This window comes from Streptomyces sp. NPDC051567, assembly GCF_044454165.1.
Lineage (GTDB): Bacteria > Actinomycetota > Actinomycetes > Streptomycetales > Streptomycetaceae > Streptomyces.
In genome coordinates this window covers 80,744-107,695 of sequence record NZ_JBITDK010000015.1, presented here as the reverse complement: position 1 = coordinate 107,695, position 26,952 = coordinate 80,744, and the positions used below count along the sequence as shown (strand labels likewise).

25 protein-coding genes are annotated in these 26,952 nt (G+C 73.6%); 14 read left to right on the top strand and 11 right to left on the bottom strand.

Annotated features, from left to right (window positions below):
- Positions 1-26 precede the first annotated feature (26 nt).
- The 5 genes from ACIA5F_RS18475 to ACIA5F_RS18455 form a co-directional block, all read right to left on the bottom strand.
- Positions 27-782: an alpha/beta fold hydrolase gene (locus ACIA5F_RS18475; protein ID WP_399354140.1), complete on the bottom strand. Its 756-nt coding sequence runs from the start codon at positions 780-782 to the stop codon at positions 27-29.
- 127 nt (positions 783-909) lie between these two features.
- A complete protein-coding gene (gene msrB / locus ACIA5F_RS18470; RefSeq protein WP_399354138.1) occupies positions 910-1,323 on the bottom strand; it encodes a peptide-methionine (R)-S-oxide reductase MsrB in 414 nt (137 codons plus the stop codon).
- A gap of 14 nt (positions 1,324-1,337) precedes the next feature.
- The gene (murC, locus tag ACIA5F_RS18465; protein WP_399354136.1) at positions 1,338-2,732 is read right to left on the bottom strand and encodes a UDP-N-acetylmuramate--L-alanine ligase; all 1,395 of its coding nucleotides are present in this window, start codon (positions 2,730-2,732) and stop codon (positions 1,338-1,340) included.
- 54 nt (positions 2,733-2,786) lie between these two features.
- Complete coding sequence (locus ACIA5F_RS18460; RefSeq protein ID WP_399354134.1) at positions 2,787-3,254, bottom strand: indole-3-glycerol phosphate synthase; 468 nt, start codon at positions 3,252-3,254, stop codon at positions 2,787-2,789.
- Between the two features lie 135 nt (positions 3,255-3,389).
- The gene (locus tag ACIA5F_RS18455) at positions 3,390-4,214 is read right to left on the bottom strand and encodes a pyrimidine reductase family protein (protein WP_399354132.1); all 825 of its coding nucleotides are present in this window, start codon (positions 4,212-4,214) and stop codon (positions 3,390-3,392) included.
- A gap of 156 nt (positions 4,215-4,370) precedes the next feature.
- Between ACIA5F_RS18455 and zapE the strand changes: the two genes are divergently transcribed.
- The 3 genes from zapE (at position 4,371) to ACIA5F_RS18440 (ending at position 7,001) form a co-directional block, all read left to right on the top strand.
- A complete protein-coding gene (gene zapE / locus ACIA5F_RS18450; protein ID WP_399354231.1) occupies positions 4,371-5,408 on the top strand; it encodes a cell division protein ZapE in 1,038 nt (345 codons plus the stop codon).
- A 74-nt stretch (positions 5,409-5,482) separates the two neighbouring features.
- Entirely contained in the window at positions 5,483-5,908 is a 426-nt protein-coding gene (locus ACIA5F_RS18445) for an OsmC family protein (protein ID WP_399354130.1), read from the top strand.
- A gap of 190 nt (positions 5,909-6,098) precedes the next feature.
- Complete coding sequence (locus tag ACIA5F_RS18440; protein WP_399354128.1) at positions 6,099-7,001, top strand: polysaccharide deacetylase family protein; 903 nt, start codon at positions 6,099-6,101, stop codon at positions 6,999-7,001.
- 69 nt (positions 7,002-7,070) lie between these two features.
- Here ACIA5F_RS18440 and ACIA5F_RS18435 read toward each other — a convergent pair whose 3' ends face one another.
- Together ACIA5F_RS18435 and ACIA5F_RS18430 are read right to left on the bottom strand one after the other, a co-directional pair.
- Positions 7,071-7,253, bottom strand: a complete 183-nt coding sequence (locus ACIA5F_RS18435) for a hypothetical protein (protein ID WP_399354126.1) — start codon at positions 7,251-7,253, stop codon at positions 7,071-7,073.
- Between the two features lie 77 nt (positions 7,254-7,330).
- Positions 7,331-8,005, bottom strand: coding sequence for an AIM24 family protein (locus tag ACIA5F_RS18430; RefSeq protein WP_399354124.1), 675 nt, complete (start codon positions 8,003-8,005; stop codon positions 7,331-7,333).
- A gap of 70 nt (positions 8,006-8,075) precedes the next feature.
- On the opposite strand from ACIA5F_RS18430, the gene ACIA5F_RS18425 reads away from it, so the two are divergent.
- From ACIA5F_RS18425 to ACIA5F_RS18415, 3 genes are all read left to right on the top strand, one after another.
- On the top strand, positions 8,076-8,825 hold the full coding sequence (locus tag ACIA5F_RS18425; protein ID WP_399354122.1) for an aminoacyl-tRNA hydrolase: 750 nt from the start codon (positions 8,076-8,078) through the stop codon (positions 8,823-8,825).
- A gap of 129 nt (positions 8,826-8,954) precedes the next feature.
- A complete protein-coding gene (locus ACIA5F_RS18420; protein WP_399354229.1) occupies positions 8,955-10,244 on the top strand; it encodes a DUF692 domain-containing protein in 1,290 nt (429 codons plus the stop codon).
- On the top strand, positions 10,241-11,245 hold the full coding sequence (locus ACIA5F_RS18415) for a TIGR04222 domain-containing membrane protein (RefSeq protein ID WP_399354120.1): 1,005 nt from the start codon (positions 10,241-10,243) through the stop codon (positions 11,243-11,245). Before ACIA5F_RS18420 ends, ACIA5F_RS18415 begins: the two co-directional genes overlap by 4 nt.
- 247 nt (positions 11,246-11,492) lie before the next feature.
- Here the strand turns inward: ACIA5F_RS18415 and hemQ are convergent, their stop codons facing one another.
- Both hemQ and hemG read right to left on the bottom strand, forming a co-directional pair.
- Positions 11,493-12,206: a hydrogen peroxide-dependent heme synthase gene (hemQ, locus tag ACIA5F_RS18410; RefSeq protein ID WP_399354118.1), complete on the bottom strand. Its 714-nt coding sequence runs from the start codon at positions 12,204-12,206 to the stop codon at positions 11,493-11,495.
- Between the two features lie 23 nt (positions 12,207-12,229).
- The gene (hemG, locus tag ACIA5F_RS18405; RefSeq protein ID WP_399354116.1) at positions 12,230-13,687 is read right to left on the bottom strand and encodes a protoporphyrinogen oxidase; all 1,458 of its coding nucleotides are present in this window, start codon (positions 13,685-13,687) and stop codon (positions 12,230-12,232) included.
- A gap of 132 nt (positions 13,688-13,819) precedes the next feature.
- On the opposite strand from hemG, the gene ACIA5F_RS18400 reads away from it, so the two are divergent.
- Both ACIA5F_RS18400 and ACIA5F_RS18395 read left to right on the top strand, forming a co-directional pair.
- Entirely contained in the window at positions 13,820-14,926 is a 1,107-nt protein-coding gene (locus ACIA5F_RS18400; protein ID WP_399354114.1) for a DUF4349 domain-containing protein, read from the top strand.
- Between the two features lie 87 nt (positions 14,927-15,013).
- Entirely contained in the window at positions 15,014-16,396 is a 1,383-nt protein-coding gene (locus ACIA5F_RS18395; RefSeq protein ID WP_399354112.1) for an FAD-dependent oxidoreductase, read from the top strand.
- Positions 16,397-16,439: 43 nt separating this feature from the next.
- Here ACIA5F_RS18395 and hemE read toward each other — a convergent pair whose 3' ends face one another.
- Positions 16,440-17,543, bottom strand: coding sequence for a uroporphyrinogen decarboxylase (gene hemE, locus ACIA5F_RS18390; protein WP_399354110.1), 1,104 nt, complete (start codon positions 17,541-17,543; stop codon positions 16,440-16,442).
- A gap of 91 nt (positions 17,544-17,634) precedes the next feature.
- On the opposite strand from hemE, the gene ACIA5F_RS18385 reads away from it, so the two are divergent.
- From ACIA5F_RS18385 to ACIA5F_RS18360, 6 genes are all read left to right on the top strand, one after another.
- Positions 17,635-18,291, top strand: coding sequence for a DUF3000 domain-containing protein (locus ACIA5F_RS18385; RefSeq protein ID WP_399354108.1), 657 nt, complete (start codon positions 17,635-17,637; stop codon positions 18,289-18,291).
- Positions 18,292-18,586: 295 nt separating this feature from the next.
- Complete coding sequence (locus ACIA5F_RS18380; RefSeq protein ID WP_399354106.1) at positions 18,587-19,249, top strand: LuxR C-terminal-related transcriptional regulator; 663 nt, start codon at positions 18,587-18,589, stop codon at positions 19,247-19,249.
- 146 nt (positions 19,250-19,395) lie between these two features.
- A complete protein-coding gene (locus ACIA5F_RS18375; protein ID WP_399354104.1) occupies positions 19,396-20,679 on the top strand; it encodes an HRDC domain-containing protein in 1,284 nt (427 codons plus the stop codon).
- A 224-nt stretch (positions 20,680-20,903) separates the two neighbouring features.
- Complete coding sequence (locus ACIA5F_RS18370) at positions 20,904-22,133, top strand: thiolase family protein (protein WP_399354102.1); 1,230 nt, start codon at positions 20,904-20,906, stop codon at positions 22,131-22,133.
- Complete coding sequence (locus tag ACIA5F_RS18365) at positions 22,130-24,265, top strand: 3-hydroxyacyl-CoA dehydrogenase NAD-binding domain-containing protein (RefSeq protein ID WP_399354100.1); 2,136 nt, start codon at positions 22,130-22,132, stop codon at positions 24,263-24,265. Before ACIA5F_RS18370 ends, ACIA5F_RS18365 begins: the two co-directional genes overlap by 4 nt.
- A gap of 92 nt (positions 24,266-24,357) precedes the next feature.
- Positions 24,358-25,401, top strand: a complete 1,044-nt coding sequence (locus ACIA5F_RS18360) for an LCP family protein (protein ID WP_399354099.1) — start codon at positions 24,358-24,360, stop codon at positions 25,399-25,401.
- 12 nt (positions 25,402-25,413) lie between these two features.
- Here ACIA5F_RS18360 and ACIA5F_RS18355 read toward each other — a convergent pair whose 3' ends face one another.
- On the bottom strand, positions 25,414-26,928 hold the full coding sequence (locus ACIA5F_RS18355) for an amino acid permease (protein WP_399354097.1): 1,515 nt from the start codon (positions 26,926-26,928) through the stop codon (positions 25,414-25,416).
- Positions 26,929-26,952 lie beyond the last annotated feature (24 nt).

Sequence of the window (26,952 nt, the reverse complement as noted above, 5' to 3'; positions counted from 1 at the left end):
GGGCGGACCGCCCCGGCGCGGTGGCGTCAGCCGCGCAGGAACTCCTCCACCTCGGTGGCGAAGGCCACCGGGGTCTCGTGCGGCGGGTAGTGGCCGCTGCCGGGGATCGTGCGGACCCGGCAGTTCGGGTACCAGGTCTGCCAGGTGTCCCGCGCGGTCCCGGCCGTGAGCGCGAGGTCGTACTCCCCCACCAGGACCAGCACGGGGACCGTGTTGCCCTTCACGGCGGCGGACAGGTCCGACTGCTGCCAGCTCGCGAGGTACCCGGCGAACGCCTCGGGGCGGGAGACCGCGAGGGAGTGGGCGAGCATCCGCTCCAGCCAGTGGCGGCTCGCACGGTTGCCGGTGACCAGGTCGAGGATGGCCCGGCGGTTCTCCGGGGCCTCGGCGGCGCCGTAGAAGAGCGCGTGGGTCGCCTCGTCCATCGCGTAGGGCGAGGCGGGCACCGGGGTCAGCCCGATCAGCTTCTCGATGCGTTCGGGGGCGCGGACCAGCACCTGCTGGGCGGCCTTGCCGCCCATGGAGTGGCCCAGGAGGGAGAAGGTGGCCCAGCCGAGCTCGTCGGCGAGGGCCAGGACGTCGTCGGCGATCTCGGGCAGGTCGTAGGAGCCGGGGACGTCCCTGCGGTCGCCGTAGCCGCGGTAGTCGAGGAAGGCGTACGAGAACGCCCCGGGGTCCAGGTAGTCCAGGACGGAGCCCCAGTTGGCCGTGGTCCCGAACCAGTCGTGCAGCACGATGACGCGGACGGGTCCGGTACCGATCCTGCGGTGGGCGATGGCCATGCGTTCTCCTCGTGGCGGGTGACGGGCCGACGCCGTACCTTCTGCCCACCGGACCTACCATCACACCGCCGGACCACGACCGGTCCGCGCGCGGACCGTGAACGGGCCCGCGCCGGACGGCGGCGCCCTACGTAACGTCGGCGGCCGGCTCCAGCCGCAGCGAGACGGAGTTGATGCAGTAGCGCTGGTCGGTGGGGGTGGGGTAGCCCTCGCCCTCGAAGACGTGGCCCAGGTGGGAGCCGCACCTGGCGCAGCGGACCTCGGTACGGGTCATGCCGTGCGAGGTGTCGGAGATCAGCTCGACGGCCCCGCTGTCCTTCGGGTCGTAGAAGGACGGCCAGCCGCAGTGGGACGCGAACTTCTCCGTGGAGCGGAACAGCTCGGCGCCGCAGCCGCGGCAGGAGTAGACGCCCTCGGTGCGGGTGTCGGTGTACTCACCGCGGAAGGCCGGTTCGGTCCCGGCCCGGCGCAGCACCTGGTACTCGGCCGGGGTCAGCTCCGCCCGCCACTGCTCGTCCGTCTTCTCGACCTCGTACGACATGGCTCCGCGCTCCTTCAGTCGGCCAGGCGGGCCAGGATCGCCGGACCGAGGTCCGTGACGTCTCCCGCGCCCATGGTGAGAACGAGATCGCCGGGCTTGGCCATTCCCGCGATGACGTCGGCGACGGCCTCCTTGTCGGGCTCGGCGAAGACGTCGGCCCCGGCGGCGCGGGCGGCGGCGACGATGATCTCGCTGGTGACCCCGGGGACCGGGTCCTCGCGGGCCGGGTAGATGTCCAGGACCACGGAGGCGTCGGCGAGCGCCAGCGCCTGGCCCATCTCCTTGCCGAGCTCCTGGGTGCGGGAGAACAGGTGGGGCTGGAAGACGACCAGGATGCGGGCCTCCCCGGCGGCGCCGCGGATCGCCTCCAGGTCGGCGGTCATCTCGGTGGGGTGGTGCGCGTAGGAGTCGATGACCTGGACGCCCGCGGACTCGCCCTTGAGCTGGAGGCGGCGCTTGACGCCCGTGTAGGTGCCGAGGGCGGAGGCGAGGTTGTGGGCGGGGATGCCCAGGGCGACGCCCGCGGCGAGGGCGGCGACGGCGTTGTGCGCGTAGTGGCGGCCGGGGACGGAGACGGTGAAGGTGAGCATCCGGCCGCCGATGACCACGGTGACCTCGCTGCTCAGGCCGCGCGGGGTGATCCGGGTGATCCGGACGTCGGCGCCGTCCTCCTCGCCGTAGGTGACGACCGTGAGGCCGGGACGGCCGGCGACCCGGGCGGCGATCTCGGCGGCGCCCGCCTGGCCGTGGGCGACGACCAGGGTGCCGCCGGGGACGATCCGGCCGACGAAGGTCTCGAAGGACTCGTGGATCTCCTCCATCGACGCGTAGTTCGCGTGGTGGTCGAGTTCCGCGTTGAGGATGATCGCGACCTGGGGGCGGTACTTGTGGAAGCTGCGGTCGCTCTCGTCCGCCTCGGCGACGAAGATGTCGCCCTCACCGTGGTGGGCGTTGGAGCCGGGGGCGTCCAGGTCGCCGCCGATGGCGTAGGAGGGGTCCAGGCCCAGGGCCGACAGGGAGACCGCCAGCATCGAGGTGGTGGTGGTCTTGCCGTGCGTACCGGCGACGGCGATGGGCCGCACGCCGTCCATGAGGGCGGCGAGGGCGTCGGAGCGGTGCACGACGGGGAGGTCGAGCTCGGCGGCGCGGGCCAGCTCCGGGTTGTCGGCGCGGATGGCGCTGGAGACGACGACGCAGCTGGTGTCGGGCGCCAGGTGGGCGGCGGCGTGCCCGATGTGGACGGTGGCGCCGTGGGCGCGCAGCGCCTGGGCGGTCTCGGAGTCGCGGCTGTCGCTGCCGGCGACGCGCGCGCCGCGCTGGGCCAGGATCTTCGCGATGCCGGACATGCCGGCGCCGCCGATGCCGATGAAGTGGGGCCGTTCCATGGCGGTCGGCAGGCCGGGCTTCATTCAGGTCGCTCCAGTTTCGAGGGGGTGAGGTGAGGGGGGTGTGACCGGCCCAGCCTATTCGTTGTGGGAGAAGAGCTTGAGCACGGGAACGCCGACCTTGTGGCGGGCCCGGGAGGCCCAGTCGCGGTGGAAGAACTCCTCGACGAAGTGCGGGGCGGTCAGGACGATCACCTCGTCGGCGCCCGTCTCCTCCACCACGGCCTTGAGCTTGTCGAGCGGGTGGTCCCCGATGACGTGGCCGACGGCCTTGGCCCCCTTCGCGCGCAGGGCTTCCAGGGAGTGGGCGAGGGCCTGTACGGCGGGGCCCCGGGCGTCGTCGCCCTCGGGCTCGTCGCCCTCGTGGACGGCTTCGGGCAGCTCGCCGAGCGCGACGTCGTCGATGGCGCGCAGCAGTCGGTCCTGGTCGCCCCGGGGCTGCATGAGGACGACGAAGGAGACGGCGTCGTCTCCGTGGAGGGTGGTGACGAAGTCCACGTCCACCGTGGTCAGCGGCTGCTCGATCATCAATACGCTCGTGAACACGGACGCCCTCTCCTTCATGGGCCAAGGCCGGCGGACCGGCCCCTGCGGAAACCATCCTGCCCCGCTGTCGCACGGGGCCTGCGCAGGTATATGTGCCCAGCGGAAGCTAAGCGGAACGACGAATTCCGCCCGTTGTCAGATCCGACGGTAGCTCGTGAACAGGAACCCGGCCTCTTCCAGTACGCAGGCGGGTGCGAGCCGGTGGGGCACCGCGACGGAGGGGCCGCCGGAGATCCGCTGGGCGTCGCCCGCGGTGAGCACCGGGGCGATGGTCAGGCACAGCTCGTCGAGCACGTCGGCGGCCACGAACTGGCCCAGCAGCCGGGGCCCGCCCTCGGTGAGCTGGCGGCGCAGCCCCCGCCCGGCGAGCTCCCGGACCACCCGGGCCGGGTCCACGGCCGCGCCGTCGCCCGCCACCACGACCCGGGCCCCGGCCCGGACGGCCTCGGCCACCCGGTCGGCGGGCGCGGCGGCGCCGGTGACCACCAGGGTCGCCACCAGCGGGGAGGTGAACAGCGGCAGCGAGAAGTCCAGGTCCAGCCCGGCGGTGACGACCGCGACGGCGGGGGCGGGGCCCTGCCCGGCGGCCTCGCGGCGGGCCGCGAACGCCTCCCGGGCGCGCGCGGGGCGGTACCCCTCCTGGCGAACCGTTTCCGCACCGACGACCACCACATCGGCCAGCGCCCGCAGGGTGCCGAAGATCCGCATGTCGCTCTCACCGGAGAGGGGCTGCGAACGTCCCTCGTGCTGCGCGGCCCCGTCCAGGCTGGAGACCATGTTGGCGCGCAGCCAGTGACCGCCCGGCCCGCCCGGTTCCCCGTCGAGCGGGGGGTAGGCGTAGGCGTCCGCGAGTTCGTCCAGCGACCACTCCCGGTCGGCCGCGTCCTGCGGGAAACCCGGGGAGCCCGAGGAGCCCGGGGAGGCTGATGTCTGATCGGTCACAGGGAACAGGCGTCGCATCGGTGCAGTCTGCCACGGCCCGTAGAGTGAAGGGCTGTGTCAACATCACTCCCCGCCCCAGATCCCGCCGCCGGGCGTCCTTCGACCGCCGACGCCGGACCGCGGGCCCTGTGCGCCCGCGAACCCCGGGTGCCCGCCGAACGGCTGGTGGCCGAGATGGTGCCGCCGCCGCGCTTCGACTCGGTGCGCTTCGACACGTACGTGCCGGACCCGGCGCAGTCCAGCCAGAGCGAGGCCGTCACCGTGCTGAGCGGCTTCGCCGCCGGGCTCGGCGGGGCGCACGCCAGCGGCGTCGGCCGGGCCGGGGCCCCCGGTGCCCCGGCGGAGGGCTGGTGGCGGACGACGGGCGGACGCCTGTTCGGGAAGGGCCCCCGCAAGGCGGCGCCCACGGGCCCGCGCGGGGTCTACCTCGACGGCGGCTACGGCGTCGGCAAGACCCACCTGCTCGCCTCGCTCTGGCACGCCACCCCGGCCGAACCCGCGCTCAAGGCGTTCGGCACCTTCGTGGAGCTGACCAACCTGGTCGGCGCGCTCGGCTTCCAGCAGACCGTGCGCACGCTCGGCGGCCACCGGCTGCTGTGCATCGACGAGTTCGAGCTGGACGACCCGGGCGACACCGTCCTGGTCTCCAGCCTCCTCAGCCGCCTGGTCGAGCAGGGCGTGGCGCTGGCCGCCACCTCCAACACGCTGCCCGGCAAGCTCGGTGAGGGCCGGTTCGCCGCCGCCGACTTCCTGCGCGAGATCCAGGGGCTGTCCGCGCACTTCCGGCCCCTGCGCATCGACGGCCAGGACTACCGCCACCGGGGACTGCCCGAGGCCCCGGCCCCCTTCTCCGACGAGCAGGTGACCCGGGCCGCGTACGCGACCCCGGGCGCCAGCCTGGACGCCTTCCCCGCCCTGCTGGAGCACCTGGCCCGGGTCCACCCGAGCCGCTACGGCGCGCTGACCGACGGGATCTCGGCCGTCTGCCTGACCGGCGTCGGCCCGGTGCCCGACCAGTCGACGGCGCTGCGGCTGGTGGTGCTGGCCGACCGGCTGTACGACCGCGAGATACCGGTCCTGGCCTCCGGGGACCCCTTCGACCGGCTCTTCAGTGAAGAAATGCTCAACGGCGGCTATCGGAAGAAGTACTTCCGGGCCATCTCACGGCTCACCGCGCTGGCACGCGACGCGAAGCCCCTGGTGGCCCAGTAGGTTTGGGGGCGCCGGGCGGCTCCACGGGTCCGGCCGTTCCCACTTCTGTGCCATTTTCCGCGAAGGGATTCACCATGGCCACCACCCGCACCTCCCACACCGTCTGGGAAGGCGACCTCCTCAAGGGGTCCGGCGTCGTCACCCTCGACTCCTCGGGCATCGGTTCCTACGACGTCTCCTGGCCCTCCCGCGCGGAGCAGGCCAACGGCAAGACCAGCCCGGAAGAGCTGATCGCCGCCGCCCACTCCAGCTGCTACTCGATGGCGCTCTCCCACGGTCTGGCCGGTGCGGGCACCCCGCCCACCCGGGTGGAGACCAAGGCCGACGTCACCTTCCAGCCGGGTGAGGGCATCACCGGAATCCACCTCACCGTGCGCGCGGAGGTCCCCGGTCTGGACGCGGAGGGCTTCGCCGCCGCCGCCGAGGACGCGAAGAAGAACTGCCCGGTCAGCCAGGCCCTGACGGGCACGACGATCACGCTCACCGCCGAACTGGTCTGATCGCCCACGGCCCCGGGCGGGGCGCGGACCGCAGGCCGCGGACCACGCCCCGCCCGGCCCGGCCGCGCGGGGCGCCGGACCGGCCGACCGTGCGACGGACCGGCCGACCGGCTCACGGCGTCCCCTTCCCCCGGCGCCGTCCGGAGCGCCGCACGCGCCCGCCCGGCACCGGGTCGGATACGTTGCACAGGTGATCGTCTCCGTACGCAAAGCCGCGGCCGTGGCCGCGCTCAGTGCCGCCCTGGCGGGATGCGGGGGCGCCGCCGGCACCTCCGAGGCCGGCGGCCGGGCCCGTACGGGCGCCCCCGCCGCGGCCACGCCCGTACCGTCCGCCCCCGTACCGTCCGCTGCGGCCTCGCCGTCCGGCGGCGCCCTGGCGGGCACCCCGGCCAAGGTGGCCACGCTCGCGCCCGGCCCGAACGGCCTGACCCCGGTCTTCGAGCGGACCGGGCAGCAGAGCGACAAGGTGGTGGCGCTGACCTTCGACGCCGACATGACCTCCGACCAGGGGCCGCGCGCGGCCGGCGGCGAGCGCTTCGACAACCCCGGGCTGATCGCCGCCCTGCGCACCCTCCAGGTGCCCTCGACCGTCTTCATGACGGGCCGCTGGGCCGAGGAGTACCCGGACCAGGCGAAGGCCATCGGCACGGACCCGAACTTCGAGATCGCCAACCACTCGTACAGCCACCACGCCTTCACGTCCCCCTGCTACGGGCTCCCCGCGCTCGACGGAGCCGCCGCGCGGGCCGATGTGGACCGGGCCTTCGAGTCCTTCCGCCAGGCGGGCGCGGTCAACACCGTCCCCTACTTCCGCTTCCCCGGCGGCTGCTACGACGACCGGGCGCTGCGGGCCCTGTCCACCGCCAAGGTCACGGCCGTCCAGTGGGACGTGGTCAGCGGGGACGCCTTCGCGAAGGACCCGGACGCGGTGGCCGAGCAGGTGCTCGCCGGGGTCAAGCCCGGTTCGGTGGTGGTCATGCACTGCACGCGCAGCGCGGCCCCCGTCACCGAGGAGGCCGTCCGCAAGATCGTGCCGGAGCTGCGCAAGCGCGGCTACCGCTTCGTCAAGGTCTCCGCGCTGATCGGCAAGTGACCGGCGGACCGACCGACCCGAGCGGCCCGCGCGGCCGGGCCGGGGGCCGAGGCCGGGGGGCCGGGAGCGTCAGCCGGAGCAGGCCGTGCGCTGGGCCTCCTGCCACTCGCACACCGGGCACAGCACCACACCCGGGGTGGCGACCCCGTACTCGGTGGGTCTGCCGCACTCCGGGCAGTCGGCGTAGGGCGGCCCCGGCACCGGCCCGGCGGGCGCCGCGGGGGCGGGGCAGTACGACTCGTCGCGGTCCATGCGTACGAGCGTACTCAGCCCCGCCGCGCCCCGGGCCGCCCCGGGCGGAGGGCCGGTAGGGCCGGTAGGGCCCGGGGTCAGTTCGACGCCGTCGGCTCGGTGACCTCGCTCGGGCGGACGATGACGAAGCCCTCGCCGCGCAGCATCAGCTGGACGGCCTCGCCCGAGCCGCCGCGGATCATCGAGCCGACCGACTGGGAGCGGTGCAGGCCGGTCTCCAGCTGGGCGCTCCAGCCCACCACCGCGTCCGTGTCCACGTAGACCGGGGCCTGGGGGGTGACCGGGATGACGAGCGGGCTGCCGTCACAGACCACGGCGAGCTTGCCGGTGCCGGTGAAGACGCTGTTGAAGAGGCCGCCGCCGGTCATCCCGGCGCCCTTCACCACCTTGATCTCGTAGGAGAGGGTGGGGTCGAAGCAGAGCACGTTGCGGCCGTTGACGGTCAGGGCGTCACCCGGCTCGAAGTCGATGATGAAACACTTGCCGGCCTCGTGCGCGAACCAGGCCTCGCCCTTGCCGCGCACCGACATGAGCGCCAGGCCCTCCCCGGTGACGGCGCGCTTGAGCAGGCCGCCGATGCCCTGCCCCTTGCGCTCGAACCGGAGGTCGCCGCGGAAGGCGATCATCGAGCCCTGGCGGGCCAGCATCTCGCCGTCGACGGTGTACTTCACCGATTTGGAGTTCTGCAAGGTCATACCGGGGGCGGTGGCGGCCTGGGCCAGGTTCTCGGATGCGAAAAGGTCGCTCTTCATGCCTTCGATCCTCACCCGGGGCGCCCACCCGGGGCATCATCCTGAAGGCGGAGGCTGACAGACTCTGCGGATGAGCACCGAGCATGCCCAGAGCCCTTACGAGGCCCCTTCGCCGACCCCGTCCGGGGAGCGGGGCGCCGCGCACGACGAGGCCCCGCAGTTCGTCCTGCCGCTGGTGGTGCGGATCGAGAAGACCGGGCCGCCGACGCGGACGGACGCGCTGGAGACGGCGGCCCGCGCGGTGCTGGTGCTGCTGGCGGACGAGCGGGCGCGGGGCGGCGGCGAGTGGGCCGAGGCGGTCCGCGACTGGCAGGACGCCCGCATCCGCAAGGTGGTCCGGCGGGCGCGCGGGGCGGAGTGGCGCAAGGCCCAGACCCTGCCGGGCATCACCGTCGACGGGGACACGGCCGAGGTCCGGGTCTTCCCCCCGGTGCCGCTCGACGGCTGGCCCAAGGAGCTCGTCAAGCTCCAGGTGTCGGGCACCGACCTGGACGACCCGCAACCCGTCGACCCGGCTGCCCTGGCGGCCCCGGGCCTGCCCGTGCTCTGGCTCAACCCCGGCCTGGACATGTCGGCGGGCAAGGCGATGGCCCAGGCCGGGCACGCGGCCCAGCTCGCCTGGTGGGAGCTGACCGGCCCGGAGCGGGCCGCGTGGCGGGAGCGCGGTTTCCCGCTGGCCGTGCGGACGGCCGCCCCCGGGCGGTGGGCGGAGCTGAGCGGGAGCGGGCTGCCGGTGGTCCGGGACGCCGGGTTCACGGAGATCGCGCCGGGCTCCTGCACGGTGGTCGCCGACCATCCGGCGCTGCGCGCCCGGCTCTGAGTACGGCCCTCCGGGTCCGGGAACCTCAAATGTCGCTCTGAACGTCCCCTTCCGTGGTTGGCCGGGCTCCGTCGCGGTCATGACATCGGAAACGGTCTGACGCGAGGGGGGCGAGGGCACATGAAACCCATGGAACACCTGGGGCTGGGCATCGGATGGCGGCCGGAGATCGCGGACGCGGTCGAGCGGCTGCCGGGGCTGGACTGGGTCGAGGTGGTGGCCGAGAACGTCTGCCCGGGGCACCTGCCCGCGTCGCTGCTGCGGCTGCGCGAGCGCGGCGTCCGCGTGGTGCCGCACGGGGTCTCGCTGGGCCTCGGCGGCGCGGACCGGCCCGATCCGGCGAAACTGGCGGCGCTCGGCGAGCGGGCGGTGGCGCTGGGGGCGCCGCTCGTCACCGAGCACATCGCCTTCGTACGGACCTCCTCGCCCGTGCTGGAGGCCGGGCACCTGCTGCCGGTGCCACGGACGCGGGACGCGCTGGACGTGCTCTGCGAGAACGTGCGGATCGCCCAGGACGCGCTGCCGGTGCCGCTGGCGCTGGAGAACATCGCGGCGCTGATCTCCTGGCCCGGCGAGGAGATGACGGAGGGGCAGTTCCTGACGGAGCTGGTCGAGCGGACCGGTGTCCGGCTCCTCCTCGACGTGGCCAACCTGCACACCAACCGGGTCAACCGGGGCGAGGACCCGGCCGCCGTGCTGGACGCGGTCCCGCTGGAGGCACTGGCGTACGTGCACGTGGCGGGCGGCATCGAGCGGGCCGGCGTCTGGCACGACACCCACGCGCACCCCGTCCCTCCGGTGGTCCTCGACATCCTGGCCGGGCTGCGCGCGCGGGTGGCACCGCCGGGCGTCCTGCTGGAGCGGGACGACGACTTCCCGCCGGAGCCGCAGCTCGCGGACGAACTGGCCCGCATCCGGGCCGTGGTGGCACCGGCCGTCCCGCATGTCCCGGCCCCGGCCCCCGCGAGCCCCGCCCCGGCCGGGACATGCGGGACGGCCGGTGCCGACGAGGCCACGCGGACGCGGATCGGGCTGCGGCAGGCGGCGCTGCTGTCGGCGCTGGTGGCCGGGACCCCGGTGCCCGAGGGCTTCGACCGGCAGCGGATACGGGTGCAGGCCCGCGCGCTGGCGGCCAAGCGGGCCGATGTCGTGGCGAAGGTGGCGCCCGAGCTGCCCTCGATCCTGGGCGGCGCCGACGCCTACCGCGAGGCGTTCCTCGCCTACGCCCGCCACCGCCCGATGACGGACGGGTACCGGCGGGACGCGCTGGACTTCGCCGGGCACCTGCTGATCCGGGAGCTTCCGGCGGACCGGGCCGCACACCGCCGGCTCACCGCCTGGTGGCAGGAGCGGTCGGGGGACCGACCGTCGCGCCGGATCGTGCGCTGGGCGCGGACGCTCACGGGGAGGGCGGCATGAACATCCTGGTCGTGGCGGTCTGGACCGCCGTGCTCCTCTCCAGTGCCGTGCTCCTGCACGGCCTGCGCCGGTCGCGGCCCCCCGTGCCGGTCCCGGCGCCGCGCGTGCGCGACCTGACCGACGCCGCGTTCCTCGTGGGCGGCCCCGGCACGGTGGTGGAGGCCACGCTCGTCTCGCTCCTCCAGGACGGCCGGCTGGTCGGCGGCGGCCCCGGGATCATCCAGCCGGGGACCGGGGCGCAGCCGGGGAACGCCGTCGAGGAGGCCGTGTTCCGCGCCTGCCGGGCGGTACCGTCCGGCTGGCTGTACCAGGTGCGGTACGCCGCGATGCGCGACCCCGCCGTCCAGCGCCTCGGGGACGCGCTGGCGGAGCGCGGGCTGGTCTCCACCTCCGGCTCCACCCGGACCTGGCGGCGCTGGGGGATCGTCCAGGCGGTGGTCTGCGCGGTGCTGACGCTGGTGTCCGTCCCGGTCACCTTCGTCCTGTACACGGGCCAGGACGGCTCCCGGCCGCCGTTCGTCGTCCTGGTGGGTCCCGTCCTGCTGGCCGGGATCGTGGTGGGCGTGGCCGGTGCGAAGCGGGCCCGGAAGCGGACCACTCCCGCCGGGCGGCGGGCGCTGCGCGTACTGCGGGCCGAGCACGCGAAGGCGACGGCGACGGACCCGTACGTGCTGACCGCGCTCTTCGGGCTGCGCGCGCTGCCCGACCCGCCGCTGCGCGGACTGCTGGGCTCGGCGGCCCGCTCCACCCGGCTGGCGGCCCACCAGGAGCGGTCCCGTTCCCGGGCCTCGGACACGGCGGTGGGGGCCTCCGCCGTGGTCCTGCCGGTGGTGTGGTGCGCGGGGAGCGACGGGGGCGGCTCGTCCGGCTGCGGCGGCGGCAACGGCACGGGCTGCGGTTCCTCCGGCTCCGGCGGGGGCTCCTCCGGCTCCGACGGCGGGGGCGGATCGAGCTGCGGGGGCGGCTGCGGAGGTGGGGGAGGCTGCGGCGGGGGCTCCTGAGCGTCCGCCGCCGTCAGCCGTCATCTGTGGCCTGTCAGCTGTGGTCTGTCACGCCGCATCCGGAGCCCGCACCGGTGTCGCTGGACGGCCGGGCGGCAGCGGCGCCCTGTGGGCGGCCGCCGCCGGTCGTCTGAACTTCCGGGCGGGATCTCCGGCTGCGTCGTTTCGGGGGCAGGGCCTCCCGATCCACCGGCGGGACACCTCGTTCACGGGTGCGCGCCGCCGGTCCTTCCCCCCAGGGGAGGTATCAGGCGAGCCCGGCCACCAGGTCGGCGACGGACTTGCGGCGCCCGGTGTAGAAGGGCACCTCCTCACGGACGTGCATCCGGGCCTCGGAGGCACGCAGGTGACGCATGAGGTCGACGATGCGGTACAGCTCGTCGGCCTCGAAGGCCAGCATCCACTCGTAGTCGCCCAGCGAGAAGGAGGCGACCGTGTTGGCGCGGACGTCGGGGTAACCACGGGCCATCTTGCCGTGGTCGGCGAGCATCCGGCGGCGGTCCTCGTCGGGCAGCAGGTACCAGTCGTAGGAGCGCACGAAGGGGTAGACGCTGACGTAGTCGCGGGCGTTCTCGTCGGCCAGGAAGGCCGGGATGTGCGACTTGTTGAACTCGGCCGGGCGGTGCAGGGCCATGTTCGACCACACCGGCTCCAGCGCGCGGCCCAGCCGGGTGCGGCGGAAGAGGTTGTAGGCGCTCTGCAGCTCGTCCGACGTCTCCGCGTGCCACCAGATCATGACGTCCGCGTCGGCGCGCAGGCCGGAGACGTCATAGGTGCCGCGGACGGTGATGTCCTTGGCTGCCAGCTGGTCGAAGAGCTCCTGGACCTCGTCGGCGAAGCCGGCGCGGTCCTGCGGGAGCACGTCCTTCAGCTTGAAGACGGACCACAGGGTGTAGCGGATGACCTCGTTGAGGTCCTTCGCCTTCTTCCCCGCGTTGGGAATCTTCTCTGGTGCGGTCATGTGTCCATTGTCCCGTGTGCTGATCAGTGGTCTGTGCCAGGGGTGCCGAACGCGGCGGTCAGGGCCTGTGCGGCCCGGTCCGCGCTCGCGACGCAGGCGGGGATGCCCACGCCGTCGTAGAGCGCGCCGCACACCGCGAGGCCCGGCAGGGCGGCGACGGCGGTACGGATGCGGGCGACGCGGCCGAGGTGACCGACGGGGTACTGCGGCAGTCCGCCGTCCCAGCGGGTGACGGTGGTGGCGACCGGACGGGCCGTCAGGCCCACGGCCTCGCCGAGGTCGGTGAGGGAGAGCCCGACCAGCTCGCCGTCCTCCCGTCCGAGGTCCTGTTCGTCGCCGTGGCGGCCCACCGAGGTGCGCAGCAGGAAGAGCTCGGGGTCGGCCCCGGACCAGGCCCACTTGTTGCTGGAGAAGGTGGACGCCTTCACGGTCCGGCCGTCCACGGGCGGGACGAGGAAGCCGCTGGCGCCGCCCTCGGCGACCGGGGCGGGCAGTTCGGAGCGGCGGAAAGCCATCGTGACCAGGGCCATCGAGGCGTACTCGACGGCGCGCAGTTCGGCCGCGGCGGCCGGGGCGAGCCCGTCCAGCAGCCGGGCGGCGGGCCCGGCCGGGGTGGCCAGGACCACCCCGTCGGCCTCGGTCACGCCGTCGTCGGTCACCACCTGCCAGCCTCCGGCCGTACGGAGGAGCCCGCGGGCGGGGGTGCCGGTGCGCAGCCGGGCGCCGGCCGCGCGGCAGGCGTCGGCCACGGCCTCCGGGAGCCGTCCGACCCCGCCTTCGATGCCCGCGAAGACGGGCCCGGCGGCCTGGGGCGACGCCGCCGCCCGGCGCTGCAGTTCCCGTACGCCCTCGGTCAGGGAGCGGTGGGTGCGGGCGGCCTCGAAGAGCTGGGGGACGGCGGCGCGCATCGAGAGACGGTAGGAGTTACCCGCGTAGACCCCGCCCAGCAGCGGTTCCACCAGGCGGTCGACGACCTCGTGGCCCAGCCGGGCGGCGACGTACGCGCCGACGGCCACGTCCTCGCCGAGTTCGGCGGGCGGCAGCTCGCGCTCGGCCCCGATCCGGGCCAGCCCCTCGGCGGAGAGCACCCCGGAGGCGGCGAGCGGTCCCAGCTCGCCGGGGACGCCCATGACGTGGCCGCGCGGCATGGGCCGCAGCGCGCCCCGGGTCCACAGGTGGGCGGTGGCGGTGGCGGGGGCCTGGAGGGCGTCGCCGAGCCCGACGGCCTTCGCGAGGTCCAGGGCTTCGGGGCGGCGGGCGAGCACGGACTCGGCGCCGAGGTCGACGGGGGCGCCGGCCAGCTCACCGGCGTACAGCTTGCCGCCGAGCCGCGGCCCGGCCTCCAGCAGGGTGACGCGGACGCCGTCGGCGAGCAGCCGGTGGGCTGCCGCGAGGCCCGCGATGCCGCCGCCGATGACGACGACGTGGCCGAGGTGGCCGGGAGGGCCCGGCCGGTCCGTACACCTGTCCGCTGCGCGCATGGGCACATCGTCTCAGACCGGTCACCGAGGCCGGACCGTGACCGCATCGGGATCGCTGCGGAACGCGAAGACGCGACCTGCGGCCCGACCCTGGACGTCGAACGGCGACACCAGCCGACCCCGGGGGTACCGATGACGCGCACCGCACGCACGACCACGACGCGAAGCCGGACGGCCACGACGCGAAGAAACCGCGCGGGCCGGGGCCGCACGGCCGCGGGCCTGGCCGCGCTCTGCCTGGCCGGGGCGCTCGCGCTCACCGGCTGCGGCGCCGCCTCCGACAGCGGCGCGCGCAAGAGCGCCGAGGCCGTCGCCGACTCCCGGGAGGACGCGGCGCGGCAGGGCCCGGAGGCGGGGAAGCCGGGGGCGGGCGGGACGGGGGCGACGGCCGTCTCCTCGGCGGCCCCCGAGGGCGGGGGACAGTCCGCGGCGCTCCGCACGCACGTCATCCGCACGGCGACGCTCGGCATCGAGACGGCGGACGTCCAGAAGTCCCTCGCCGGGGCCCGTACGGCGGTCGAGGGCGCGGGCGGCTATGTGAGCGGCGAGTCCACCCACCGCGACGGGGACGGCCGGGTGACCTCGACGGTGACCCTGCGGGTGCCGGGTGAGCGCTTCGACTCCGTCCTCGGCGCGCTGGAGGGCGGCGGGAAGCTGCTGAACCGGAAGGTCGACGCGCAGGACGTGACGGAGAAGGTCACGGACGTGGACAGCCGGGTCCGCTCGCAGCAGGCCAGTGTGGCCCGGGTGCGGGAGATGATGGGCAAGGCGTCGGCGCTGAGTGACGTGGTGATGCTGGAGGGCGAGCTGAGCAAGCGCCAGTCCGACCTGGAGTCGCTGCTGGCCCAGCAGAGCGGGCTGAAGGACCGGACATCGATGGGCACGGTCACGCTGGAGGTCTCGGAGCCGGGGGCCCGGGAGGAGAAGGACGAACCGGCCTTCGCCGACGCCCTGGAGGGCGGCTGGAGGGTGTTCGCGACCCTGGTGCGGTACCTCGTCCTGGCGGTGGCCGCCGTCCTGCCGTTCGCGCTGACGGCCGGGCTGGTCATGGCGGGTTTCCGGGTCCACCGGAAACTCCGCCCGGCGCGGCCGAGGACGGGACTCGCCCCGAAGCGGGTACCCGCGCGGCAGCCCTGGCCCGCCCCCGCCCCGGCCGGACCCGCCGCCACGACGACACCCGGGGCGGCGCCCGCCCCCACCCCGGCCGAGGAGGCACCCGACGCGGACCCCGGGCACTGACACGGGGGCCGGCACGGGACTCCGCTCCCGGGGGCGGCCCGTAGCGTGGCCCCCACACGGCGACGACGGCGAAGGACGGTGCGGGGGATGGCGACGGAGCGACTGGTGGTGGTCGGCGGGGACGCGGCCGGGATGTCCGCGGCCTCCCAGGCCCGGCGGCTCAAGGGGGCGCGGGAGCTGGAGATCGTCGTCTTCGAGCGGGGGCACTTCACCTCGTACTCGGCGTGCGGCATCCCGTACTGGATCGGCGGCCAGGTGGCCGGGCGGGACGAGCTGATCGCCCGGACCCCGCAGGAGCACCGGGCGCGCGGGATCGACCTGCGCCTCCGCACGGAGGTGGTGGAGCTGGACCTCGCGGGCGGCCGGGTCCGCGCCCGCGATCTGGAATCCGGGTCCGAGTCCTGGACGGGCTACGACAAGCTCGTCCTGGCGACGGGCGCCCGCCCGGTCCGCCCGCGCCTGCCGGGCATCGGCGCGCACGGGGTCCACGGCGTGCAGTCCCTGGACGACGGCCAGCGGCTGAGGGACGACCTGGAGCGGACGCGGGGCCGCCGGGCGGTCGTGGTCGGCGCGGGCTACATCGGGGTGGAGATGGCGGAGGCGCTGGTCCGGCGCGGCTTCGAGGTCACCGTCCTGCACCGGGGCGAGCAGCCGATGTCCACGCTCGACCCGGACATGGGCGCCCTGGTGCACACCGCGATGAACGGCATGGGCATCCGTACGGTGGCCCGCGCCGAGGTGACGGAGATCCTGACCGATACGGAGGGCCGGGCCCGCGCGGTGGTGACGGCGGCGGGCGCGGAGCACCCGGCGGACATGGTCGTCCTCGGCATCGGCGTGGAGCCCCGTACGGCCCTGGCCCGCGCGGCGGGGCTCCCGCTGGGCAGCTCGGGCGGTCTGCTCACGGACCTCTCGATGCGGGTCCGCGGCCAGGAGGACGTCTGGTCGGGCGGCGACTGCGTGGAGGTGCTGGACCTGGTCGCGGGCCGCACCCGCCACATCCCGCTGGGCACCCACGCCAACAAGCACGGCCAGGTCATCGGCTCGAACGTGGGCGGCGGCTACGCGACCTTCCCCGGGGTGGTCGGCACGGCGGTGAGCAAGGTCTGCGACCTGGAGATCGCCCGGACGGGGCTGCGCGAACGGGACGCGCGCGCGGCCGGGCTGCGCTTCGTGACGGCGACGATCGAGTCGACCGGCACGGCCGACTACTACCCGGGCGCGACCGGGATGACGGTGAAGATGCTGGCCGAGCGGCGGACGGGGCGCCTGCTCGGCGTCCAGATCGTGGGCGGGGCGGGCGCGGCGAAGCGGGTGGACGTCGCGGCGGTCGCCCTCACGGCGGGCATGACGGTCGACCAGGTCGTCTCCCTGGACCTGGGCTACGCCCCGCCGTTCTCCCCGGTGTGGGACCCGGTCCTGGTGGCGGCCCGCAAGACGGTCACGGCGGTCCGCGCGGCGGGAATGTGACAGGGGCCGTCCGGCCCGGCACGCACCCCGGACCGGACGGGCACTAGAGCGCGGTGCGGGTGTGGACGTGCTCCACCAGGCGGGTCAGGGCGTCGGGGTCCGTCGTCGGGAGGACGCCGTGGCCGAGGTTGAAGATGTGGCCCTCCAGGCCGGCGGCGGCGTCCAGGACCTCGTCCGTCTTGGCCGCGACCGCTTCCGGGGTGGAGAAGAGCACCGCGGGGTCCAGGTTGCCCTGGAGCGCCTTGCCGGGGCCCACCCGGCGGACGGCCTCGTCCATCGGGATGCGCCAGTCGACGCCCATGACGTCCGCGCCGGCCTCGCCCATCAGCCCGAGCAGCTCGCCGGTGCCCACGCCGAAGTGGATGCGCGGGACCCCGTAGGAGGCGACGGAGTCGAAGACCTTCACCGAGGCGGGCATCACCGAGCGGCGGTAGTCCGCCGGGGCCAGCGCGCCGACCCAGGAGTCGAAGAGCTGGACGGCGGAGACGCCCGCCTCGATCTGGACCTTCAGGAAGGCGGAGGTGATCTCGGCGAGGCGGTCCAGCAGGTCCGCCCAGAGCTCCGGGTCCCCGTACATGAGGGCCTTGGTGTGCTCGTGGTTCTTGGACGGGCCGCCCTCCACCAGGTAGCTCGCCAGGGTGAACGGCGCGCCCGCGAAACCGATGAGCGGGGTGGCGCCCAGCTCGCCCGTGAGCATGCCGATCGCCTCGGTGACGTACCGGACGTCGTCCGGGGTGAGGTCGCGCAGCTGTGCGAGGTCCTCGCGGCGGCGGATCGGCCGGGCGACGACCGGGCCGACGCCCGGCTTGATGTCCAGGTCGACGCCGATGGCCTTGAGCGGGACCACGATGTCCGAGAAGAAGATCGCCGCGTCCACGTGGTGGCGGCGGACCGGCTGGAGCGTGATCTCGGTGACCAGATCGGGTCGCATGCACGACTCCAGCATCTGCGTCCCCTCGCGCACCTTGCGGTACTCCGGGAGCGAGCGCCCCGCCTGCCGCATGAACCACACCGGGGTGTGCGGCACCGGCTCCCGCCGGCACGCCTTCAGGAAGGCGGAGTCGTACGTCTGGCTCGGCTGGCCCGTGGAGGGGGTCTCCCCGGCTCGGGCGAAGCCTCGGTCGAGGGGAAGGTCGTTGGCGCTCACGCGCCAAATCTTCGCACGTATGAAGAAGTGCGCGGCCCGCCGCGGGTGTCCCTGCGCCGTCCGGGCTCCCCTTCCGCCTAGTCTTCCCCGCATGGCTGCGGCTCAGGGACGATTTTCAGATGGCGCCGACGGTACGGACAGCGCGAAGGAGAGCTCCGTCCCGCTCCCGTTCCGGCGGGCGGTCGACGGCTTGAAGAAGGCGCGGCTGCGTCCGGGGATCGAGATCGATCCCACCAAACCGCCCCAGCGGCTGGCCCCGCACGCCTACGCTCTGGAGGCGGCGGTGGTGGACGGGGAGGACGACCTCGCCGACGGCCGTCTCATCCTGCTGCACGACCCGGCCGGCCACGACGCCTGGCAGGGTACCTTCCGGCTGGTGACGCTCGTACGGGCGGAACTGGAACCGGAGATGGCCGCGGACCCGCTCCTGCCGGAGGTGTGCTGGTCCTGGCTGACGGGGGCCCTGGACGCGCGCGGGCTCACGTACGGGGAGGCGAGCGGGACCGTGACCATGGCGGGCTCGCACTACTTCGGCGGGCTCGCACAGCGGCGTCCGGCGACACAGATCGAGATCCGGGCCTCGTGGACACCGCGTGAGGGGGTCGGCGGGGTGCCGGACACCTCGGCGCACCTGTCGGCCTGGTGCGAGCTGCTGTGCCAGATCGCGGGGCTGCCCCCGGCCGGGCCGACGGACTCCGGCACGGGTGTGGTCTCCCTGCCACAGCGGCGCGGTCCGCACCACCCGTAGCCGTGGGGCCGGACGGCCCCACGGCCACGGCGCGGGGGCGTACGGCGAGGCGCGGGAGCGGGGAACTGCTGACCGAGCCCGCAACGGAATGCCAGAACAGGGCGTCCGTTGCGGGCTTCTGATCGCTCGATGATCGATCACTCGTCTGAATTGCCCGAATTGTTACTCACCAAATCGTGATCATTCCCTAAAGCCGGGCGGGTGACGTGCCGAAGGAGTCAGTGACCATCCGCACGGTTCGCACCGGCTCGCTTCTCCCCGCCGGCCGTCCCGCCACTCCCCCCAGGAGGCCTAGGTGTCCGTTCTTCTCGAGCAGCCCGCAAGCCTGGTCGCCTACCGCCCGAACAAGCCGACGGCCATGGTCGTCGTGGCCGACCCGCGCGTCCGTTCCACCGTGACCCGCCATCTGTGGGCCCTCGGAGTACGTGACGTGATCGAGGCTTCGTCCATCGCGGAGGCCCGTCCCCGCGTCGCCAGCCCGCGCGACATCTGCGTGGCCGACGTCCACCTGCCGGACGGCTCCGGTCTCACCCTGCTCTCCGAGACCCGCGCCGCGGGCTGGCCGAACGGCCTCGCCCTCTCCGCCGCCGACGACATCGGCGCCGTACGCAACGCCCTCGCGGGCGGGGTGAAGGGCTATGTCGTCACCGGCACCCGGACCAACATCGGACTCCCCAACCGTCCCGGCGCGGCCCCCATCGGCGCCGCCGCCGCCCGTATGCACCGCCGCCCCCCGGGCGCCCCGAACCACCCGGGTGGGTACCGGGAGCTCTCCGGCCGCGAGGTCGAGGTCCTGCGCCTCGTCGCGGAGGGCCAGTCCAACAAGGCCATCGGCGTCTCGATGGGCCTGTCCGCCCTGACCGTCAAGTCCCACCTCGCCCGGATCGCCCGCAAGCTGGGCACCGGCGACCGGGCCGGGATGGTCGCCGTCGCCCTGCGGACCGGGATCATCCACTGATCCCGCCCGGAACCTCCCGGGCGGACGCCCGGGAACCCCGGGGAATCGTCCGCGCGTTCCCCTCGCTCCCCCCTCACCTCCCCTTCGCGCCCGTCGCCGGAACGTTCCGGCGACGGGCGCGCCGCATCCACGGATACCCTTGACCGGTGACCGACGCCCAAGAGACCGCAGCAGACCTGCGCACCACCACCGGGGGCGGCCCCCCGGACGACGTCGTTATTCCGTCCGATGGGCTGCCGATCCCCTTGCTGGAGCCCCGTGAGGGCATCCCCGCGGTGGTCGCCGACGCGGACGCGCTGGCCCGGGTGGTCGCGGCGTTCGCCGCGGGTACCGGGCCCGTCGCCGTCGACGCCGAACGCGCCTCCGGCTACCGGTACGGCCAGCGCGCCTACCTGGTGCAGCTGCGCCGGGAGGGCGCGGGCTCCGCGCTGATCGACCCGGTGGGCTGTCCCGACCTCTCCACGCTGGGCGAGGCCCTGTCCGGCACCGAGTGGATTCTGCACGCCGCCACCCAGGACCTGCCGTGCCTGCGGGACATAGGCATGGTGCCCACCTCCCTCTTCGACACCGAGCTGGCGGGCCGGCTCGCCGGCTTCCCCCGGGTCGGGCTCGGCGCGATGGTCGAGAGCGTGCTCGGCTACGCGCTGGAGAAGGGCCACTCCGCCGTCGACTGGTCCACCCGTCCGCTCCCCGAGCCCTGGCTGCGCTACGCCGCGCTGGACGTGGAGCTGCTGGTGGACCTGCGGGACGCGCTGGAGAAGGAGCTGGACCGGCAGGGCAAGCTGGACTGGGCCCACCAGGAGTTCGACGCCATCGCCGCCGCGCCGCCCGCTCCCCCGCGCAAGGACCCGTGGCGCCGTACGTCCGGGATGCACAAGGTGCGCCGGCGCCGGCAGATGGCCGTCGTCAAGGAGCTGTGGGAGTCCCGGGACCGGATCGCCCAGCGGCGTGACGTGTCGCCCGGCAAGGTGCTCGGTGACGCCGCGATCGTCGAGGCCGCACTGGCCCTCCCGGCCACGGCGGCGGCGCTCTCCGCGCTGCCCGGCTACGGCCAGCGGATGGGACGGCGCCAGCTCGACCAGTGGATGGCCGCCGTGGAGCGGGCGCGGGCCCTGCCCGAGAACGAGCTGCCGCAGCCGGGCTCGACCCAGGCCGGGCCGCCGCCGCCGCGTTCCTGGGCCGACAAGGACCCGGCCGCCGCGGCCCGGCTGTCGGCGGCCCGTACCGCCGTCTCGGCGCTGGCGGAGGGGCTGAACCTGCCCCAGGAGAACCTGATCGCCCCGGACACGGTCCGCCGGCTGTGCTGGGAGCCGCCGCAGCGGCTCGACGCGGACGCGGTGGCCGAGGCCCTGGCCGCCCACGGCGCCCGCCCGTGGCAGATCGAACAGGTCACCCCGGCCCTGGTCACCGCCCTGGCCGCGACCGCCTGACCTCACACATGCGCTGTACGTGCGCTGTACGGGAGCCCCCGGCCGTCGGCCGGGGGCTCCCGTGCGTACCGGGGCCGGGGCGGGAACGGATGTGACCTTCGCCGCTGTTGGGAGAGGGGGTGTCCACATGGGTTACCCGCAAGTAGCATGTGCGGGGTGAGCGCGCGCTCAGTCGGCGCCGCCCACGCGCAGCAGTGCCATTCCGCACCTGGAGGAGAGCCATCGTGCCTCGTACCGTCAGGGACGTCGTCTTCGTCGACGGCGTCCGCACCCCGTTCGGCAAGGCGGGCCCGAAGGGCATCTACCACGAGACCCGTGCCGACGACCTCGTCGTGAAGGCGATCCGGGAGCTGCTGCGCCGCAACCCGGAGCTGGACCCCGCGAAGATCGACGAGGTCGCCATCGCCGCGACCACGCAGATCGGCGACCAGGGCCTGACGCTGGGCCGTACGGCCGGCATCCTCGCGGGCCTCCCGCACTCCGTCCCGGGCTACTCCATCGACCGCATGTGCGCCGGCGCGCTCACCGCCGTGACCGCCGTCGCGGGCGGGGTGGCCTTCGGCGCGTACGACGTCGCCGTCGCGGGCGGGGTCGAGCACATGGGCCGTCACCCCATGGGCGAGGGCGTGGACCCGAACCCGCGCTTCGTCTCCGAGAAGCTGGTCGACGAGTCCGCCCTCTTCATGGGCATGACCGCCGAGAACCTGCACGACCGCTACCCGGCGATCACCCGGCTCCGCGCCGACGCGTACGCCGTGCGCTCGCAGGAGAAGGCCGCCAAGGCGTACGCCGACGGCAAGATCCAGCAGGACCTGGTGCCCGTCTCGGTGCGCAACACCGACCCGGAGGTCGGTGAGACCGGCTGGGGCCTGGTCAGCGCCGACGAGCCGATGCGGCCGGGCACCACCCTGGAGAACCTGGCCGGGCTGAAGACCCCCTTCCGTACCCACGGCCGGGTCACCGCGGGCAACGCCGCCGGTCTCAACGACGGCGCCACCGCCGCGATCGTCGCCTCCGAGGAGTTCGCCCGCGCGAACAACCTCCCGGTCAAGATGCGCCTGGTCGCGTACTCCTTCGCGGGTGTGGAGCCGGAGGTCATGGGCTACGGCCCGATCCCGGCCACCGAGAAGGCGCTCGCCCGGGCGGGGCTGACCATCGACGACATCGGTCTCTTCGAGATCAACGAGGCCTTCGCCGTGCAGGTGCTGGCCTTCCTGGAGCACTACGGCATCGCCGACGACGACGCCCGGGTCAACCAGTACGGCGGCGCCATCGCCTTCGGCCACCCGCTCGCCTCCTCGGGCGTACGCCTGATGACCCAGCTGGCCCGCCAGTTCGAGGACCAGCCGCACGTCCGCTACGGACTGACCACCATGTGCGTCGGCTTCGGCATGGGCGCCACGGTCATCTGGGAGAACCCGCACTTCACGACCGCCGAGGGAGAGTCCGAGTGAGCACCACCGCTGAACTCCTGAAGGGCGCCGCCGCGCTGTTCCCGGGCGAGGTCGTCACCTCCGCGCACGTCCGTCACCTGGACCTGCCCGCCGCCGGGCGCTTCGCGCTCATCACGCTGGACAACGGCCTGGACCACACCAAGCCGACCACCTTCGGCCCGCAGTCCCTCGCCAACCTGAACGCGGCGATCGACCAGGTCGAGCAGGAGGCCGCCGAGGGCTCGCTCGTCGGCGTGGGCATCACCGGCAAGCCGTTCATCTTCGCGGTCGGCGCCGACCTCAAGGGCGTCGAGCTGCTGAAGAGCCACGACGAGGCACTGGCCATCGGCAAGGGCGGCCACGACGTCTTCAAGCGCCTCTCGGCGCTGGCCGTCCCCACCTTCGCGTACTACAACGGCGCGGCGATGGGCGGCGGTGTCGAGGTCGGTCTGCACTGCACCTACCGCACCGTCTCGAAGGCCATCCCGGCCTTCTCGCTGCCCGAGGTCTTCCTCGGCCTGGTACCGGGCTGGGGCGGCTGCGCCCTGCTGCCGAACCTGATCGGCGCGGACCGCGCGGTCTCGGTGATCATCGAGAACTCGCTGAACCAGAACCGGCAGCTGCGCGGCGAGCAGGTCTTCGAGCTGGGCATCGCGGACGCCCTGTTCGAGGGGGCCGACTTCCTGGAGCAGTCGCTCCTGTGGACCGCGAAGGTCCTGACCGGCGGGACCGAGGTCGTACGGGCCGGGATCGACCGCGGCGAGGGCTGGGACGCGGCCGTCGCCAGGGGCCGTGCCATCGCGGACTCCAAGGTGCACGGCGCGGCCCCGGCCGCCTACCGGGCGCTGGAGATCATCGAGGCGGCCAAGGACGGCGACCTCCAGGCCGGTTTCGACGCCGAGGACAAGGCCCTCGCGGACCTCATCATGGGCGGCGAGCTGCGCTCGGGCATCTACGCCTTCAACCTGGTCCAGAAGCGCGCCAAGCGCCCGGCCGGGGCCCCCGACAAGAACCTGGCCCGCCCGGTCACCAAGGTGGGCGTGGTCGGCGCGGGCCTGATGGCCTCGCAGCTCGCGCTGCTGTTCCTGCGCCGCCTGGAGGTGCCGGTGGTCCTCACCGACATCGACCAGGAGCGCGTGGACAAGGGGGTGGGCTACGTCCACGCCGAGATCCAGAAGCTGCTCGGCAAGGGCCGGATCAACCAGGACAAGGCCAACCGCCTGACCGCCCTGGTGACCGGTGTGCTGGACAAGGCCGAGGGCTTCGCGGACGCGGACTTCATCATCGAGGCCGTGTTCGAGGAGATGTCGGTCAAGCAGAAGGTGTTCGCCGAGGTCGAGGCGGTCGCCCCGGCGCACGCGATCCTCGCCACCAACACCTCCTCGCTGTCGGTGTCGGAGATGGCCTCCAAGCTCCGGCACCCGGAGCGCGTGGTCGGCTTCCACTTCTTCAACCCGGTCGCGGTCCTCCCCCTGCTGGAGATCGTCCGCGGTGAGCTGACCGACGACGCGGCGCTGGCCACCGCCTTCGGGGTGGCCCGGAAGCTGAGGAAGACGGCCGTCCTCACCAAGGACGCCCCGGCGTTCGTCGTGAACCGCGTCCTGACCCGGTTCATGGGCGAGATCCAGAACGTCATCGACGAGGGCACCCCGGTGGCCACCGCCGAGAAGGCCGTCGAGCCGCTCGGTCTGCCGATGTCCCCGCTGGTCCTGCTGGAGCTCGTCGGCCCGGCCATCGGCCTGCACGTCTCCGAGACCCTGGGCCGCGCCTTCCCGGAGCGCTTCACCGTCTCGCCGAACCTCAAGCGGGTCGTCGAGGCGGGCAAGCGCGGCTTCTACGTCTACTCCGCCGAGAACGGTTTCAAGCCGGAGCTGGACCCCGAGGTCGCCGCGCTGCTGGTGCAGGGTGACGTGGTGCTGACCGAGGAGCAGGTGCGCGACCGCGTCCTGGGCGCGGTGGCGCAGGAGATCGGCCTGATGCTGGAGGAGGGTGTCGTGGCCGAGGCCCAGGACATCGACCTCTGCCTCATCACGGGCGCCGGCTGGCCCTTCCACCTGGGCGGTGTCACCCCGTACCTGGACCGTGAGGGCGTCTCGGAGCGGGTGAACGGCAAGCGGTTCCTGGCCCCCGGTGTGGCGAGCGTCCCGGCGTAACTCCGCTTCCGCGGAAGTTTTCCGAGCCGGAGCCCGTTCCCTTCCGGGGGGCGGGCTTCGGCCATTCGAAAATCTGTCTAAGATTCACCCCCATGACGGACAAGCTCACGCGGCCCCGGCGGCGGCGCCGCCTTCTGCGGATCGTCCTGCTGCTGGCCGCCGTGGTGATCCTGGGCACGGCCGGAGCGGGCTGGTGGACCTACAGCCACCTCGACGGCAACATCGACAGCGTGGACCTGGACCAGGCGATCGAGGCCGACAGCAGGCCGCCCAAGGTGGCCCCCCTCGCGCGGAACATCCTGGTGCTCGGCTCCGACTCGCGGGCCGGGGCCAACGCCGAGCTGGACCACGGCGACGTCGGCGGGGCCCGCTCGGACACCGCGATGCTGGTGCACATACCTGAGGGCCGGGCCAGGGCGACCGCGGTGAGCATCCCGCGCGACACCCTGATCACCCGGCCCGAGTGCAAGGACGGCGAGGGACGGTCCGTGCCGTCCGCGCAGCGGGTCATGTTCAACTCCGTCTACACGCTGGCCGGTCCGGCCTGTGTGGTCAAGACGGTGGAACTGCTGTCCGGAATCCGGGTGGACCACTTCGTCGAGGTGGACTTCGCCGGTTTCAAGGGCCTGGTGGACGCGCTCGGCGGGGTCACCGTCACCCTGGACAAGCCGATGACCGGGGCCAAGGGCGGTCTCAGGCTCGACGCGGGCACGCACCGGCTGGACGGCACCGACGCGCTCACGTTCGTCCGTACCCGCTACGGCTACGGGGACGGCAGCGACCTGGGGCGGATAGGGCTCCAACAGCAGTTCCTGATGGCCATGCTGTCCGAGATCAAGAAGCAGGACGTCCTGGGCAACCCGGCCCGCCTCTACCGGCTGGCCGACGCCGGCACCAAGGCGCTGACCACCGACTCCGACCTCGCCTCGCTGAGCGCCCTGTCGGAGTTCGCGCGGTCCATGCAGGGCGTGGACCCTGCCACCATGGAGACGGTCATGCTCCCGGTGGCCTACGACAAGGTCGACCGCAACCGGGTCGTCGTCGCGCAGCCGCAGGCGGACCAGTTGTGGGAGGCCCTGCGGACGGACCGGAAGATCCCGGCCTCGGCGAAGGACTCCCCCGCCAAGGCCGGCTGAACGGCGGGACACCTACCGCCCTTCCCCGCCCGGCTTCCCGCCCGTGTCCCGGGCCGGGTGCAGCCGGCTGTGGCGGTACCCGTAGAGGAAGTAGACGACGGCGCCGATCGCCATCCAGATCGCGAACCGCAGCCAGGTCTCGGCCGGCAGGTTGAGCATCAGCCAGACCGAGGCGGCGATCGAGGCGATCGGGACCAGGGGCACCAGCGGGGTGCGGAAGGCCCGGGGCAGGTCGGGGCGGGTGCGGCGCAGGATCATCACGCCGAGGGCCACGACCACGAAGGCGAAGAGGGTGCCGATGTTCACCAGGGTCGCGAGTTCGCTGAGGCTGGTGAACCCGGCGACGACCGCGATGACCACGCCGAGCAGGATCGTCGGCCGGTAGGGGGTGCGGTACTTCGGGTGGGTCCGCGAGAAGAAGCGGGGCAGCAGGCCGTCGCGGCTCATCGCGAAGAACACCCGGGTCTGGCCCAGCAGCAGGATCATGCAGACCGTGATGAGGCCCACGGTCGCGCCGAAGCTGATGATGCCGGCGTAGACCGGGTGCCCGGCGGCCTTGAAGGCGTCGGCCAGCGGGGCGCTGACCGAGAGGTCCGAGTAGTGCTGCATCCCGGTGACGACGAGCGAGACGGCGACGTACAGCACGGTGCAGATCACCAGGGAGCCCAGGATGCCGCGCGGCATGTCCCGTTGCGGGAGCTTGGTCTCCTCGGCGGCGGTGGCGACGACGTCGAAGCCGATGAAGGCGAAGAAGACGACGGAGGCCGCGGTGAAGATGCCCATGACACCGAAGTCGGTGGGCGTGTAGCCGGACAGCACCTGGATCAGCGGCTCGGTCAGTCCGGAGCCGCTCGGCCGGGGCTGCGCCGGGGGGATGAAGGGCCGGTAGTTGCTGCCCTTGATGAAGAAGACACCCGCGAAGATCACGATGAGCACCACCGCGACCTTGATCGCGACGACGACCGAGGTGATCCGGGCCGACAGCTTCACGCCGACGACCAGGACCGCGGTGAGCGCCAGGACCAGCAGGAAGGCGAGCAGGTCGAAGGTGCCGCCGGGCATGTCGGGCCCCTGGAGCCAGGGCGGCAGATGGAGGCCCGCGTTGTCCATCAGCGACTGTACGTAGCCGGACCAGCCGACGGCGACGACCGCGGTGCCGAGCGCGAACTCCAGCACCAGGTCCCAGCCGATGATCCAGGCGGGCAGCTCGCCGATCGAGGCGTAGGAGAAGGTGTACGCCGAACCGGCGACGGGGACGGTCGAGGCGAACTCCGCGTAGCAGAGGGCGGCGAGCGCGCAGACGATGCCGGCCACCACGAAGGCCAGGGCGGTCGCGGGACCGGCGTTCTCCTTGGCGACCTTGCCGGTGAGGACGAAGATGCCGGTGCCGATGATGACACCGACACCGAAGACGGTGAGGTCCCAGGCGGAGAGCGACTTGCGCAGCGCGTGCTCCGGCTCCTGGGTGTCACGGATGGACTGTTCCACGGACTTGGTGCGGAAGGGACTGTTCAGGTCCTTGCTCACCGACGCACCTCCGAACAGGTGACG